The organism is Enterococcus sp. 2STP (genome assembly GCF_032465635.1).
Taxonomy (GTDB): Bacteria; Bacillota; Bacilli; order Lactobacillales; family Enterococcaceae; genus Enterococcus_B; species Enterococcus_B lactis.
Map to the genome: position 1 here is coordinate 1 of NZ_JAWDJH010000009.1, position 15,203 is coordinate 15,203.

Annotated in this window: 11 protein-coding genes and 1 rRNA gene; all 12 read right to left on the reverse strand. The window is 40.2% G+C overall.

The genetic code is table 11. From position 1 onward, the window contains the following. Positions 1 to 61: ribosomal RNA gene (locus tag RWU19_RS01960) — 16S ribosomal RNA — on the reverse strand; the annotation flags it as partial. Positions 62 to 741: 680 nt separating this feature from the next. Then, the gene (gene lysS, locus RWU19_RS01965; RefSeq protein WP_002290948.1) at positions 742 to 2,238 is read right to left on the reverse strand and encodes a lysine--tRNA ligase; all 1,497 of its coding nucleotides are present in this window, start codon (positions 2,236 to 2,238) and stop codon (positions 742 to 744) included. Positions 2,239 to 2,348: 110 nt separating this feature from the next. Beyond that, positions 2,349 to 3,353, reverse strand: coding sequence for a tRNA dihydrouridine synthase DusB (gene dusB, locus RWU19_RS01970; protein ID WP_123838294.1), 1,005 nt, complete (start codon positions 3,351 to 3,353; stop codon positions 2,349 to 2,351). Next, a complete protein-coding gene (gene hslO / locus RWU19_RS01975) occupies positions 3,354 to 4,241 on the reverse strand; it encodes an Hsp33 family molecular chaperone HslO (RefSeq protein WP_002310401.1) in 888 nt (295 codons plus the stop codon). Between the two features lie 216 nt (positions 4,242 to 4,457). Next, positions 4,458 to 6,569, reverse strand: coding sequence for an ATP-dependent zinc metalloprotease FtsH (gene ftsH / locus RWU19_RS01980; RefSeq protein WP_002290943.1), 2,112 nt, complete (start codon positions 6,567 to 6,569; stop codon positions 4,458 to 4,460). Between the two features lie 89 nt (positions 6,570 to 6,658). Continuing rightward, a complete protein-coding gene (gene hpt, locus RWU19_RS01985) occupies positions 6,659 to 7,204 on the reverse strand; it encodes a hypoxanthine phosphoribosyltransferase (protein ID WP_002287415.1) in 546 nt (181 codons plus the stop codon). Continuing rightward, positions 7,204 to 8,649, reverse strand: coding sequence for a tRNA lysidine(34) synthetase TilS (gene tilS, locus RWU19_RS01990; protein ID WP_123838293.1), 1,446 nt, complete (start codon positions 8,647 to 8,649; stop codon positions 7,204 to 7,206). The genes hpt and tilS overlap by 1 nt, the downstream gene beginning before the upstream one ends. Before the next feature lie 119 nt (positions 8,650 to 8,768). Further along, complete coding sequence (locus tag RWU19_RS01995; RefSeq protein WP_002290937.1) at positions 8,769 to 9,239, reverse strand: S1 domain-containing RNA-binding protein; 471 nt, start codon at positions 9,237 to 9,239, stop codon at positions 8,769 to 8,771. Positions 9,240 to 9,284: 45 nt separating this feature from the next. Next, the gene (locus tag RWU19_RS02000) at positions 9,285 to 9,710 is read right to left on the reverse strand and encodes an FtsB family cell division protein (protein ID WP_123838292.1); all 426 of its coding nucleotides are present in this window, start codon (positions 9,708 to 9,710) and stop codon (positions 9,285 to 9,287) included. Positions 9,711 to 9,777: 67 nt separating this feature from the next. Next, a complete protein-coding gene (locus RWU19_RS02005) occupies positions 9,778 to 10,047 on the reverse strand; it encodes an RNA-binding S4 domain-containing protein (protein ID WP_002287407.1) in 270 nt (89 codons plus the stop codon). 10 nt (positions 10,048 to 10,057) lie between these two features. Further along, positions 10,058 to 11,653, reverse strand: coding sequence for a polysaccharide biosynthesis protein (locus RWU19_RS02010; protein ID WP_002290933.1), 1,596 nt, complete (start codon positions 11,651 to 11,653; stop codon positions 10,058 to 10,060). A 14-nt stretch (positions 11,654 to 11,667) separates the two neighbouring features. Then, the gene (gene mfd, locus RWU19_RS02015; protein WP_123838291.1) at positions 11,668 to 15,189 is read right to left on the reverse strand and encodes a transcription-repair coupling factor; all 3,522 of its coding nucleotides are present in this window, start codon (positions 15,187 to 15,189) and stop codon (positions 11,668 to 11,670) included. Positions 15,190 to 15,203 lie beyond the last annotated feature (14 nt).

The following is a 15,203-nucleotide window of genomic DNA, read 5'->3' on the forward strand; positions in this document are numbered from 1 at the left end:
CTTGCATGTATTAGGCACGCCGCCAGCGTTCGTCCTGAGCCAGGATCAAACTCTCATAAAAAGTTCGAACAATCTTGCGATTGTTAAGCTCAATTTGTTTGCTAGCATATTGCTTGCTTGTTAAAAATGTTTGTTGTCTTGAATTGAATCAAGACGCCCTACACGTTTGGTTTGTCTTACTTTGTTCAGTTTTCAAAGGTCTACTTCATCGGAAGCGTTTCTCCGATTTGTTTTGGTTACCGTAGCAACTTTTATATCATATCAGAGTAACAAGCGATTGTCAACTCTTTTTTAAAAGTTTTTTTCGATTTCGTTTTTCGAAATCTTTCAGCAACTCATTTATCATAACTTATCGTTTGTTATTTGTCAAGAACTTTTTTTGAAGTTTTTTCGATAAAATCAAGCTTCGCAAGCTGTTCTTTTTTAACGACTCAGTTATCTTATCATGTCGTTAGCAACATGTCAATAACTTTTTTGTTATGTTTTTGAAGAAATATTTCCTTCTGTCTTTTGGACAAGTAATAATATACCAACTAAATTTATCTTGGTCAACGAATTTTTTGTATTTTTTCAAGTTTTTTTCAATAAGCGATTATTTACTACTTTTCTTTCTTCATCGTTCGCTTTCGGCTCCATTAATGTCTGCAATATTTGATAACAGCTTTTGAACATTCGTTATTGTTTGTTGCTTTCTACATAGCAAAAGCTGCCTAAGGAGTCCCCTAGACAGCTTTTATTTGATTATCTCATTGTTGGGAATAGTAGAACGTCCCGAATGGATTGAGCGTCAGTTAGCAGCATCACTAATCTGTCAATCCCGATACCTAGACCACCAGTTGGCGGCATACCGTATTCTAATGCTTCCAAGAAGTCTTCGTCTACACCGTGAGCTTCATCGTTCCCTAGTTCACGTTCTTTTTCTTGTGCTTCAAATCGTTCTCTTTGATCAATTGGATCGTTTAGTTCTGTAAAGGCATTAGCAAATTCGCGTCCTACGATAAATAGTTCGAATCGGTCTGTGAATCGAGGATCTTCTGGATTTTTCTTCGCTAAAGGCGAAACTTCGACTGGATGTCCGTAAACAAATGTCGGTTGTGTCAACGTTTCTTCAACAAACGTTTCAAAGAATTCATTGATAACATGTCCGACTCCCATCGCTTCTGTTACTTCTACGTTATGCTTTTCAGCTAAGGCTAATGCTTCTTCCAATGTCATTTCTTTCCAGAAATCTACACCAGTTTGTTCTTTGATCGCATCTACCATATGGATACGTTTAAAGTCGCTTTCTAAGTCAACAGCTTGTCCATCATATGTGATTTTCGCTGTCCCTAGTACTTTTTGAGCTGCGTTACGGATAATACCTTCTGTCAGATTCATTACATCATTGAAATCAGTATATGCTGTGTATGCTTCTAACATCGTAAATTCTGGATTATGCGTAGTGTCAATCCCTTCATTACGGAAAACACGACCGATTTCATAAACTTTTTCCATTCCGCCGACAATTAGTCGTTTCAAATGAAGCTCCAACGCGATACGCAAATATAAATCAATATCCAGTGCATTATGGTGCGTGATGAACGGACGAGCAGCGGCTCCACCTGCCTCATTATGCAATACTGGCGTTTCTACTTCGATATAGCCATTGCCATCTAAATAACGACGGATCTCGCTGATAATTTGGCTTCGTTTCATAAATCGGTCAAAGCTTTCGCGATTACTGATCAAATCCAAGTAGCGTTGTCTGTAGCGTTGTTCAATATTCGTCAAGCCATGGTATTTATCTGGCAGTGGACGAAGTGCTTTTGACAAAATCGTGATTTCTGAAGCTTTGATAGAAACTTCGCCTGTGTCTGTTTTCATGATTTGTCCAGTTACACCAAAGAAATCTCCAAGGTCTGCATGTTTGAATACTTCATAGGCTTCATCACCTACTTGGTCTTTTCTCACATAAATTTGAATTTGGCCTTCACGATCTTGTAGATGCGCAAATCCAGCTTTTCCTTTTCCTCGGCGAGTCATCATACGACCAGCTACACTAGCGGTCAATCCCATCTCTGCTAGTTCTTCTTTTGTTCTTGGATCAAATAGTTCATGCAATTCTTCTGAGTTGTGTGTGCGTTCAAATCTTTTTCCAAATGGATCAATTCCATCTTCACGCAATTGTTCCATTTTTTGACGACGTACAAGCATTTGATCATTTAAATCTTCTACTTGATGTTGTTGTTCCTGTGTCACAAAAGTTCCTCCATTCTCATGTTAATCTCTTTCCTATAATGCCAATGAAACACAAAAAAAGCAAGCCGAACTTGGAATTTCGGCTTGAAAATTCACGAAAAACTTAGAAATCACAACGTTTGTTTCAATAGTACTTTTTCTGCTTTTTCTACAAATTGATCCAGCAGATCATTGATTTCTTGCTGATTTTCTGTCTGATTGATTGCTACTTTCACTTTTGCTGCTCGAGGAATCCCTTTTAAATAATAAGCCGCATGTGTTCTGAATTCTCTACATGCTACTTTTTCTCCTTTGAGATCTGCTAAGCGTTGTAAATGAAGTTTAGCTGTAGCAATCTTTTCGGCTGGTGTTGGCTCAGGAATCAGTTCTCCTGTTTCTAGATAATGCTGTGTACGATGAATCATCCATGGGTTTCCCAAAGCTGCCCGGCCAATCATCACACCGTCTGCACCAACATGATCAAGCATCCGTTTTGCATCTTCGGGTGTTTTGACATCCCCGTTCCCCATAAATGGGATGGTGAGATGTTTTTTTACTTCTTTTAATATTTCCCAATCTGCTTTTCCCTCATACATCTGAACCCGCGTACGCCCGTGCATAGCGATGGCACTTGCTCCAGCTGATTGTGCTGCTAATGCATTTTCTACAGCAAAGACGTGTTCTTCATCCCAACCGATACGCATCTTGACCGTTACAGGGATATCTACTGCTGAAGAAACAGCTTTAACCATTTCGTATACTTTCTCAGGATCTAAAAGCCACTTTGCCCCTGCTTCTGCTTTGATCACTTTGTTTACTGGACAGCCCATATTGATATCTATTATATCTGCAGCTGTGTTTTCTTCGACAAATTGAGCGGCTTCAACTAGGCTGTCTTTGTTCCCGCCAAATATCTGTAAACTTAATGGATGTTCTGCTTCTTCAATGTGGAGCATCTCTAAAGTTTTTTTGTTTCTGAAATGGATACCTTGGTCACTGATCATTTCACATACGACTAAGCCTGCACCAAATTCTTTGACAGTGACTCGAAATGCTGAATTTGTTATTCCAGCCATCGGCGCAACAACGACACGATTAGGGATTTCAACATTGCCGATTTTCCATTTGTGTTCCACTTAAATTCCTCCTAAGGCTTCTTTCTTCAATCCAGCTAATTCTTCTTCACTATACTTGTATTTATTGTTACAGAAAGAGCATACCGCTTCTGCTCCATGATCTTCATCTATCATTGCTTGGATTTCTTCTGCACCTAGCGCGATAATTGCTTCTGCAAATTTTTCTTTCGAACAGTCACATTTGAATTGAACAGGCATTTTTTCTAAAACGTTCAGCTCTTCTGTATCAAGCAATCCCTTCAATATTTCTTCTGGTGTCTGTCCTTCATCTAAGAGAGTAGAGATTCTTGGTGTTGTTTTTAATTGTTCCTCAATCTTGCTGATTGTTTCTTCATCGGCACCTGGCATGATTTGAATCATGAATCCACCCGCTGTCTTGATACTGTCATCAGTATTGACCAGTACACTTAGTCCAACAGCTGAAGGGATTTGTTCTGAGATAGCGAGATAGTAAGTAAAATCTTCAGCGATTTCTCCAGAAACAATTGGCGTTTGTCCAGAAAAAGGTTCTTTTAATCCTAAATCTTTTGTGACAGTAAACATCCCTTGTGTCCCAACTGCTCCTCGCACATCGATTTTACCTTCACTATTCAAAGGAAGACTGAGATGCGGATTTTTGATGTAGCCTTTCACATCTCCCTTCCCATTTGCATCTACTACGATTCCCGCTGCTGGACCATCGCCTTGGATTCTAACAGTTAGTTTATCTTCTCCTTTAAGTGTTGCACCAAGCAGCAGACTGCCCACTAATGTTCGTCCTAAAGCAGCTGAGGACGTATGCCAAGTATCATGACGTCTTTGTGCCTCCGCTACGGTATTTGTTGCTTGAACGGCGTATGCTCGTACGAATCCGTCGTGAGCAAGTGCCTTAACTAGATAATCTTTCATTTGTTATGTACTCCTTTTTCCGTTTTTAAACTCATAGTGAATCATACTAGCAACTCCTGCTTTTTTCAACTTTGGAATGCTTCTTTTAAAAATAATTCAGAATCATCTAGAAAACAGGACATCATCCTATTTACATCTTAAATAAAGAAATCTCCCGAAAACCGGTTTTTGTTCCGGTTTTCGGGAGTCCTATCAGATCAATTGACCTATATTTTTTTATTTGTATCGATCGTCTGAATGATCATCTTCTGATTGTTGAGAATCTGAATCATGTTCTGCTTTATTTTCCTCATGCAGTTCATGTTTTGCTTCTTCAAAATCACGTTTTTCTTCTGCTTGTTTTTCAGCGTCTTTTTCTTCCAAAGCACGTTTTGCTTCTTCAAAAGTTTTCGCTTCTTTTTCGCTTGGATAATCATTTGACTCAGTACCTTCAGGCATCACACCGTGTTCGAATAACGATTTGATTGCTTTGGCATCCAATGTTTCGAATTCCAGAAGTTTTTCAGCAATCAATTTATGCTGTGCACGATGAGCTTCGATGATTTCATGAGCTTTGGCATGAGCTTCCATCAAAATCTTGCGTACTTCTTGATCAATTTCGAAAGCAACTTGTTCAGAGTAAGCTTTTGTTTGACCGTAGTCGCGGCCAACGAACACTTGATGATTGCCTTCATATTGAACGGGACCTAAACGATCGCTCATTCCATATTCTGTTACCATGCTTCGTGCTAAAGCTGTCGCTTGTTCAAAGTCATTGGAGGCACCAGTTGATTGGACATTGAAGATGATTTCTTCAGCTGTACGTCCACCAAGCAAGCCTACGATTTGTTCAAACATATCTTCTTTTGTCATCAAGAACTGATCTTCTTTTGGCAAAGCGATCATATATCCACCGGCGCGTCCGCGAGGGATAATCGTTACTTTGTGGACGACCCGAGCGCGACTTAACACTAATCCGACAATCGTATGACCAGCTTCGTGATAAGCAACCATTTCGCGTTCTTTTTTGCTGATTACACGATCTTTTTTAGCTGGACCTGCAATCACGCGATCTTCCGCTTCATCGATATCAGAAGCATCGATTTTCTTTTTATTTCTTCTAGCAGCTACTAGCGCCGCTTCGTTCAAGACGTTTTCCAAATCTGCTCCGGCAAACCCTGGAGTCTGTTGAGCAACAACTTTCAAGTCAACATCATCGGCCATCGGTTTATTCCGTGCATGGACACGTAAGATTGCTTCACGTCCTTTTACATCTGGACGGCCAACTAAAATTTGTCGGTCAAAACGTCCGGGACGTAGTAACGCTGGATCTAGTACGTCAGAACGGTTAGTTGCAGCAATGACGATTACTCCTTCATTTCCGTCGAAACCATCCATTTCTACAAGCAATTGGTTCAATGTTTGTTCGCGTTCATCATGTCCGCCGCCCATACCGGCACCACGTTGACGACCTACTGCATCAATTTCATCGATGAAAATGATAGCCGGTGCGTTTTTCTTCGCTGTTTCAAACAAATCACGAACACGGCTTGCCCCGACACCGACAAACATTTCTACGAAATCAGAACCTGAGATCGAATAAAATGGTACGCCAGCTTCTCCGGCAACAGCTTTTGCTAACAAGGTTTTACCTGTTCCTGGAGGTCCTTCTAAAAGTACACCTGCCGGGATACGGGCACCTAATTCAACAAATCGGCGAGGATCTTTCAGAAATTCAACAACTTCAACTAGTTCTTGTTTTTCTTCTTCCGCACCCGCTACATCAGAAAAACGTACGCGATTAGCTTTTTTGTCTGCTTCTTTGGCTTTTGATTTACCAAAGTTCATGACACGGCCGCCACCGCCACCACCGCCGCCTTGTTGTCCCATCATCATGTAGAAGAAAAAGATGATGATCACGATCGGCAAGAAGCTAAGCAATAACGAAACCCATACGCCGCTGCTTGATTCTTCTTTTACTGTTGTAGCAACTTTGTTTTCTTTTGCCAGTTCTGTTACTTGGCTCAATGTTGTATCATTTGGCAAAATGATTGTTGTGAAATGGGTAGTAGTCGTATCTGTTGAACCCAAGATAGCTAACCCGCCGCTGTTAGCGACTGTCTGCTGTTCCTTGTATTCACCAGTGATCTTATATACACCATTTGCAGGCTGCACTTCAAACTCTTTGATTTTGCCTGCTTGTAGTTGTTCTGTGAATTTTGAGTACTCGATATCTGACGATCGCTGGCCGTTATTACCAAAAATGAAATAAACGACCATTACCATCGCTAAGATTACGAGGACATAATACAAGGCATTTTTCATCATGCCATTGTTCTTTTTGTTCATAGTTGCCCTCCCTAAGCGTCAATTTAATTTAACAGTTTTTTATCAATCCTGACCATTCTATTGTACCATAATTTAATTGAGATACAGCATTAATTTGATTGATAAACACTAGGTTTCAATACACCGATGTACGGAAGGTTACGATATGCTTCTGCATAATCCAAGCCATAACCGACAACAAATTCATTTGGTACGTTGAACCCAACATAATCTGCTTCGATGTTTACTACTCTTCCTTCGGGTTTGTCAAGTAATGTAACGATTTTGACTGATTTTGCTTTGCGGTATTTGAAAAGATCCACTAAATAAGCAAGTGTTCTTCCGCTGTCAATGATATCTTCAACGATCAACAGATCGCGACCTTCTACATTTGTATCCAAGTCTTTGACGATTTTTACTTCCCCTGACGAGACTGTTGCATTCCCGTAGCTTGAAACATCCATGAAATCCAATTCCAAATACGTATCGATAGAACGAACGATATCTGCCATGAATGGTACCGCTCCTTTTAAGACACCTACTACTAGGGGATTGGTGTTTTGGTAAATTTCTGTTAACTCTTTGCCTAGTTCTTTGCAACGAACTTGTATCTCTTCTTGTGAGATCAAAATTCTCTCAATATCCTTTTCCAACATCAGGTTCTCCTTCCAATTGCTTCTTTTTGATATTTGTAAAGAAGTATGTAGTGTATTTTATCAGTTTCTTCACGAATACTCAAATATGAAAAGGCAAAAGGTATCAAGCTATATATATTTCTTTTGGCATCTGTAATGATCCAAGCATGCTGCCTTTGTGAATTAGGTACTTTCTGATCGATAAAATATCTAGATACTTTTTTTGTAAGTTTCTCCGTTAATTGAATACGGTCTCCTGCTTTTCTTTTTTCGACATATAGTTGCACATCGGCGGGAACCCAAATGTCATGAGAAAACAGAGACCATGAATCTGTTGCTTTGATGTCCTCTGAATGTCCAGGTTTGACCAGACCAATCCATTCTGTTTCGTTCAACTGTATCCCTTGTTCTGGAATAAGCAACAAGCGCTGATCTTCTGTCTGAGTAGCGGCTTGTTTTTCTTTTTTAGCGAGTACAACAAAATGATACTCTCTTTTCAGTACCCAGTTGTTGCCGATGCTAAGCTGCCATTGACTTTTTTTCTGTTGCCACTGCTCTAAAATCGATGTCATTTGCTGCTCTTTCAAAATGACCCCTGTTTCTGAGAATACTTTGTCGAAGAAGGAGTGGAAAAAATAGTATCGTTCCGCTTCTTCCATTTTTTCTATCATTTCTGCTGAAAATTGAAATCGATCCTTTAACTGTTCGACTTCCTTTTCGATTAACTGCCCCATACATTTTTGAATGACTTGGTCTGCCCATTGAATCTGTTGCGAAAACTGCTGAAAATGTCTCATCACCTGGGTGTTTTCTTGTTTTAACTGAGGAACAACCAAATGGCGAAGCCGATTTCTTTGGACATCTAATAATTGGTTCGTCTGATCCTCAAAGTAAACAAGCTGTGATTCTGCTGCATAAGCATATAATTCTTCTTTACTGAAACTCAGCAATGGACGAACAAGCCTGCCCGTAGCAAATGGTTGTACTTCTTTGATCCCAGAAAAAGTACTTAACTGTCCTCCACGAATGATTTTCATCAACACCGTCTCGATTTGATCATCTCCATGATGAGCAGTCATCAACGTATCATATTGTTCTTCTTCCATCACGCGAGTGAATGCTTGATAACGAAAGTTACGGGCTGCTGTTTCTATGGCCGTTTTGGCCGGATCTTCCCAAACACTTACATATAAAGGGAGATTCTTCTTTTCACAATATGAGCGAAGATAAGCAGCTTCTTCTGCTGATTCTTCTCTCAATTGGTGATTGATATGGACGACGCCCAAAGAAAAACCGATTTGGCGTTGCGCTTGCAAAAGCAAATGGAGCAAAACCATCGAATCAACCCCACCTGATACCGCTGCTAAAATCCTTGATTCTTTTTGCCAGAATCTTTGTTCATTCCCGTGCCGAATAAATGACTGCTGCAATAGCGGTACTTTTTTACCGTCTTTTTCAACGCTCATTCTTTCCACACCCTTTCTTCCTAAAAAAAGAGAGCGGGAAAACGTCTAAAACGACAATTAACCTGCCCTCTGTTGATACTCTGACTAAAATAGTCGCATTATCATTATTTTCAGCTTTATTAGCTGCGGCGTCCGCCACGACCACCGCGTTTTCCTTCTGTGTTTCGCTTCAATGAAGATAAGCGGTCATCGCTATCTTTCAAAAATGAACTCATCAATGAATCGAAGTCTTCTTTTTGAGCTGAAGGCTGACTGCGAGAAAAAGATTTTTTCTGTGCTGGACGATTGCGGTTGTCACGGGAATCTTTTTGTTGAAATTTTTTAGGACGGCTTTCTTCTCCAGATTCTACAGGTTGTTCCTGCGCTTTGCGGATAGATAGTCCGATTTTCCCATCATCATTTACTGAAATAACTTTGACTGTTACTTCATCTCCTACACTTAAAACATCATGGATGTCTTTTACATATCCATTTGACACTTCGCTAATATGAACTAGACCCGTTTTTCCAGCACCTAGATCAATAAACGCACCAAAATTTGTAATTCCTGATACTTTTCCTTGCAGTTTTGCTCCTACCTCGATTGACATAAAAAAAATGTTCCTCCTAATTATTTCCCTTTTTTATATTCCTGCTTATTTTGCAGTTGTAGAACTAGTTGATTGATCTGTTTCATTTGTCGAGCTGTCTGTATTTGATTCTAATATAGGATAAACTTTTTCACCGTCTTTTGAGTAAAAGAATTTGCTTCTGGCAAGTTTAGCTACATATTCATCATCTTTCAGCAATGAAACATCTTGGTGCAGCTGATCAACGTCTGCGTTGACTTCTTTCATTTCAGTATTTGCTTCGACTCTCAATTCGTTCAATTGATGCATCCTTTGCATATCATGGAAAATCTGCACACCTATTATCGCGAAAATGACCAAAGCACCAACAAAAATTGCAGCCAGTCTGCGTCTTCGAAAAACCAGTTGTCGTTGTTGTTGCTGAAATTCAGCATACTTTTTCTTTGCATATTCCGTATCTAGCGCAGCGATTTTATTGCTTTTTTTCGTCACTTGGATTCGCTCCAATCTTTTTTGATTGTCTTTCTCATTATACCAATATCATGAAAGCTTGTCTAATCTATTTCTCTAGTGTTTCTGTGCGATTTTCAGAAATAATTTCGTACATTTTTTGTGCATCTTCTTTTTTGGTCGATTCATGTAATTCCGTAATTTTCACTTCCAATGTTTTGTTGCCGAACTGGACTTTCAAAATGTCGCCTACTTTGACGTCACTGGAAGATTTCGCCAATTTTCCGTTGATTTGGATCCTTCCTTTATCAGCCACTTCTTTTGCTACTGATCGTCTTTTGATGATTCGGGATATTTTTAAAAATTTGTCTAATCGCATATCTTATTCCTCACTTTTTGATTTTTTTGTTTAATCGTAGAATTTTCTTACCAAATGGCAACATGAGCCACTCTCTTACTGTAAACAGACGGAGACGAATCACTGCATAAATGAACACAGATGCGCCAACCCCAACGCCTATCACACTGACAAAAAAAGCAGTGGAACGATGAGTTACAGGACCAAACACTATATTCAACACACCATAATACAGCAGCAGGACTGCTGTCATACAAAGAAGGCTGATAATCAACTTCCGCCCAAAATGTCGTTCTTTCCAAAAAGCATTTAGCTCTTTTGTTTCGATTCGGACAAAATACCAAAGCGTCACACCTAATCCTAAAAGGGTAGACAGGCTTGCTCCGGCTGTTCCTAATAAACCAGTTAGAAAAGAAGTAGTCAATCCTTTTACCAAGAGCCCCCATCCTGCTCCTTTTAAAGAAGGGCGAAAAGAGTTCTTGCTTTGAGCAATACTTTGATAGGCTTGGATGACTGCAGTAAAAGCAATGGAAAAAACAAACAATACAAGCGCTGCATTTCCTGCATAATCTTTAAACAACGCATAATTGATATAAGGAAGCAGTAAGGCTAATCCCAAAGATGCAGCTAATGCCAAAGCGGTCGTCAATCTAAGATAGATTTTGGCTGTCTGCAAAAACTGACGATAGATCCGATTGGTCAAATGACGGGTCAATGCAGGCAGAAATGTCGCACTTAATGCGGTGGCAATCACTAAACCTAATTGAACCAAAGGCTGCCCTCGGTCATAGACCCCTTTTGCTATCTTCGCACCATATTCCGATAGACCGTAAACTTCCAAAGCATTTTTTACAAAGAAAGAGTCGATCAGCTGAAAAAAGATGAGTAATCCGCTATAAATCGAAACCAGACCGCCTTCTACTAGAAAGCGTCGGATCAAAGATTTTGGTGGCTGTTTGAATAATGGGAACCGGCGGAAGCTTAATACTCCTCCATGAATCTTTTGTTCATAGTAGTGAAGGATTCCATATGCGCATAACCCGCCAAAAACGGCTCCACTCATCGCTGCCGTCCCTGTTTGGTACACCGTCCATCCGAGCTTTCTAAAAGCAAATGCACTACAGACGATTACAGAAACACGAACGAACTGCTCAACTACTTGAGAAACTGCCGTTGGTTCCATCAAAAATCTTCCTTGAAAATTCCCTCGATAAAAAGATAAACCAGGCATCAGCAAAAAGGTAAAAGAAACTACTTGGATCAGTGGTTTCAATTGTATATCCCCCATCATCCAAGCAATCCAACTGCTAAATGAAAAGACAAACAACCACAGAAAGACGCCTGTCCAAAACACCAAGGGATAAAGACTTTGCAAAGCTTGCTTTCGCTCGAAAGGATTCTTTCTTTCTGCAACGTACTTTGATATGAACTGCGGAAGACCTGATAAAGCTAAAGTCATTGCTATCCCATAAATTGGATAAACTTGCTGATAAACATAAAAACCTTCGTCGCCGACTAAGTTTTGGAGGGGAATTCGGTAAAGGGCACTTAATACTTTTGCTATGAAAGAAGCAATCGTCAGTACAAATGCTCCTTGCATGACGCGCCGCATTTCTTTATGATCCAAATCGTTGCTCCTTCCTACGCTGACAGATATTTTTGCTCACGCAATGCTTTGACAAACTTTTGGATTTCCTGAAGCCACACTGCTTCTTCCATTTGGTTTGGAATCGTCAAGCGTATCACCATCTGTTCTTTTTCAACGCCTAGACTGGCTTTTAGTTTCGTCGCCGTTAGCGCTTCGAATAATTGTTCCACGCTGTAGCGTTTCGTTCCAACTTTGCTTAGAGTAAAGACGATATGCGGCTCCTGTTTCCTTATCGTTTCCAAGAGCGCTCGATCGCCATCCATTTTAATCTGTCCGATTGTCAGGAGGTGTGCTACTTCTTCTGGGTATTCTCCAAAACGGTCGAGCAGATCATCTTCCAGTTCATCTAGCATTTCTTGCGAATCAAGTTCACGAATTCGTTTATAGATCTCGATTTTCTGCCGCTGATCTGCCACGTATGTTTCAGGTAGATATGCGTCAACACCGAGGTCGATCTCAACAGTGGTCTTCTCCACTTGACTATTCTTTCCTTGTTTACGAGACACTGCTTCGCTCAGCATTTGAGAATACATATCGAAACCGACTGCATCAATAAATCCATGTTGCTGAGCACCTAAGAGATTACCTGCACCGCGAATGGAAAGATCACGCATCGCAATTTTGAATCCAGATCCCAGTTCTGTAAAATCTTTGATTGCCTGAAGACGTTTTTCACTGACTTCATTAAGGATCTTCTGCTGCTCATACATAAAGTAAGCATATGCGACACGGCTACTTCTTCCTACCCGTCCGCGTAATTGATATAACGTGGATAAACCCATATAATCAGCGTTCTCAACAAACAATGTATTTGCGTTCGGGATATCCACTCCTGTTTCAATGATGGTCGTAGTGACAAGAACATCATACTGACCTTCAATAAATTCAAAGAGCGTATTTTCTAATTGCGCCTCTGTCATTTGTCCATGAGCATAGCCGATCCGCGCTTCCGGAACGAGTTCTTGGATTTCTTCTACTTTTTGTTCGATCGTTTCTACTCGATTATATAAATAGAATACTTGTCCACCTCGTCCCATTTCTCGATGGATTGCTTCGCGGATAGCCCCAGGATTTTTTTCCATAACATATGTTTGGATCGGATAACGATTCGCAGGCGGTGTTTCGATTACTGAAAGATCCCGCACGCCTAGCATCGACATATGCAAAGTTCTCGGAATCGGTGTTGCTGTCAGAGTCAAAACATCCACTTGTGCACGTAACTGTTTCAATCGTTCTTTATGTTTTACACCAAAACGTTGTTCTTCGTCAATGATCAATAGACCCAAATCGCTAAATTCAATATCTTTTGACAAGATTCGATGGGTTCCTACAACAATATCAACTTGACCTGTGCGCAGTTGTTCGATGGTTTCTTTTTGTTGCTTTCTTGTTCTGAAACGACTTAATAGCCCGATATTTACGGGGAAACCTTCAAATCTTTCCAGCATCGTTTCATAGTGCTGCTGTGCCAAGATCGTTGTTGGAACTAAAAAGGCTACTTGTTTGCTTTCCTTTATCGCTTTAAAGGCCGCTCGAAGCGCTACTTCTGTTTTCCCATAACCAACATCACCTACGAGTAGTCGATCCATTGGTTTTTCTTTTTCCATATCCCGCTTGATCTCCGCTGCACTTCTCAACTGGTCATCTGTTTCAGAATAAGGGAAAGCATTTTCAAATTCTTTTTGGTAGGCGTCATCAGGACCAAAAGCATATCCTTTTTCTGATTCTCTTGCTGCGTATAGTTTGATTAAATCGTCAGCGATATCTTCGATTTTCGAAGATACTTTTCGTTTAGTTTTCGTCCATTCACTTCCGCCTAACTTATTGATGCGAGGTGCTTTGGCTTCCGAGGCGACATATTTTTGGATCAGATTCAGTTGAGTAACAGGAATAAACAGTTTGTCGTCGTTTTGATACAAAATAGTCATATAGTCTTGGTGAACGCCATCTACTTCTAGCGTTTCCATCCCAATGTATTTCCCGATACCATGATTGGCATGGACAACGTAATCTCCTGCTTTTAACTCATTATAGCTTTTCAATCGCTCTGCGTTTGTTACTGTTTGTCGTCTCGTTTGTTTTTTCGTCGTTTTTTGGAAAATTTCTTTTTCTGTGATAGCTACTATTTTTTCTTGAGGAAGTTCAAAACCAGCCTGCAAAGCTCCTTCAACTAATTGTACCTGTCCTCTGATCAATGCATTTTTTTCTGTTTCTACTACTAATATATCTTCATCTCGAAGCATTTGTTCTGCTTTACGTATTCTGTCCTTTGTCGGAATAAAGATCACAACAGTCTGTTTTTGCTTGCGCCAACGATCCATTTCTGTTTTCAGCAATGGCATTTGTCCGAAGAACTGTTGCATCGTCCGATATTGAAAATTATGGATTGCTTGGAAACGAAGATTTCCCATCCCTTTTTGGAAGAGTGAGAAAAAGGTTGTAGTAAATTTTTCCTTTTGAACGATTCTTTGTACATCTGCTGAAAATGACTGCTCAGAAAAAACCCGCAATTCGCTGATTTTTTGAGTATGCCATTCTGCCGCTTCCCTTTCGATTTCCCGATTTGTTTCCATGATCCGCTGGTAATCATCAACGACTAGTAAACTATTTGAAGGAAAATAATCCAAGATCGTTACAAATTCTTGGTAAAGAAGATCTGAGTAGAATTTTGCTTCTTCTGTCGGGATACCTGCTTGCCAACTTGAAGTCATCTGACCGAAGTAATCTTGTAAAAACTCGCGGTCTGCTTCTTCTGTGGTCGCAGCAAGCCGTTTTTCTAGCATTTTTTGCATTTGCTCTATTCCATGTTCCAGATCCTTTGGTCCATAGACTTGTTCACTCGTTGGAGAAACCCAGATTTCTTCCGTTTTTTCGATTGAACGTTGTGTTTCTGCTTCAAAATACCGCATAGAATCTATCTCTACATCAAATAATTCTACACGAATAGGATAGTTTGTTGTTAATGGGTAAATATCGACGATGCTTCCTCGAATACTGAATTCTCCGGGTTTTGCGACCATTTCTTCTCGTACATAGCCCATCAAAGTCAATTGGCGAGGAAGATTTTCCACATCTATCTCATCACCAACATGCCAATTCAATTGCGCCTGTAGCCAAGTTTTCTTATTCGGCAGCCGCTTGTGCAAAGCTGCGACTGGCAACAAATAGATACCTGCTTTTTTTTCTTGAAGTGCGTTGAGCGTTGCGACTCTCTCGCCTCGCGCTTCTGGAGAAGAAAAGGCCATTTCAGCAGAAAGCACTTCATCCACTGGAAATAAATGGATCTGATCCTGCGGAATCACATGTTGCAGATCTTCTGCTAACTGATTGGCATAATACAAATTTGGCATCAGAATGATCATATTTTTATTTGTTTTCTTAAATGCTCGAGCAAATAGAAGCGTCTTCGCTGAGCCAGCTAATCCTGTGATTAGTTGTCTAGGCATTTTTTCTTCTAAATTGCTGATCCATTCTTTTACTTGCGGATCTTTTCCGACTAATTGAATGATATCCATTCCTTTTCCTCCTT

Excerpts from the sequence above, each read along its gene's own strand:
- hslO (WP_002310401.1), bottom strand. The coding sequence starts at position 4,241 with ATGAAAGATTATCTAGTTAAGGCACTTGCTCACGACGGATTCGTACGA.
- ftsH (WP_002290943.1), bottom strand. The coding sequence starts at position 6,569 with ATGAACAAAAAGAACAATGGCATGATGAAAAATGCCTTGTATTATGTC.
- hpt (WP_002287415.1), bottom strand. The coding sequence starts at position 7,204 with ATGTTGGAAAAGGATATTGAGAGAATTTTGATCTCACAAGAAGAGATA.
- tilS (WP_123838293.1), bottom strand. The coding sequence starts at position 8,649 with ATGAGCGTTGAAAAAGACGGTAAAAAAGTACCGCTATTGCAGCAGTCA.
- RWU19_RS01995 (WP_002290937.1), bottom strand. The coding sequence starts at position 9,239 with ATGTCAATCGAGGTAGGAGCAAAACTGCAAGGAAAAGTATCAGGAATT.
- RWU19_RS02005 (WP_002287407.1), bottom strand. The coding sequence starts at position 10,047 with ATGCGATTAGACAAATTTTTAAAAATATCCCGAATCATCAAAAGACGA.
- mfd (WP_123838291.1), bottom strand. The coding sequence starts at position 15,189 with ATGGATATCATTCAATTAGTCGGAAAAGATCCGCAAGTAAAAGAATGG.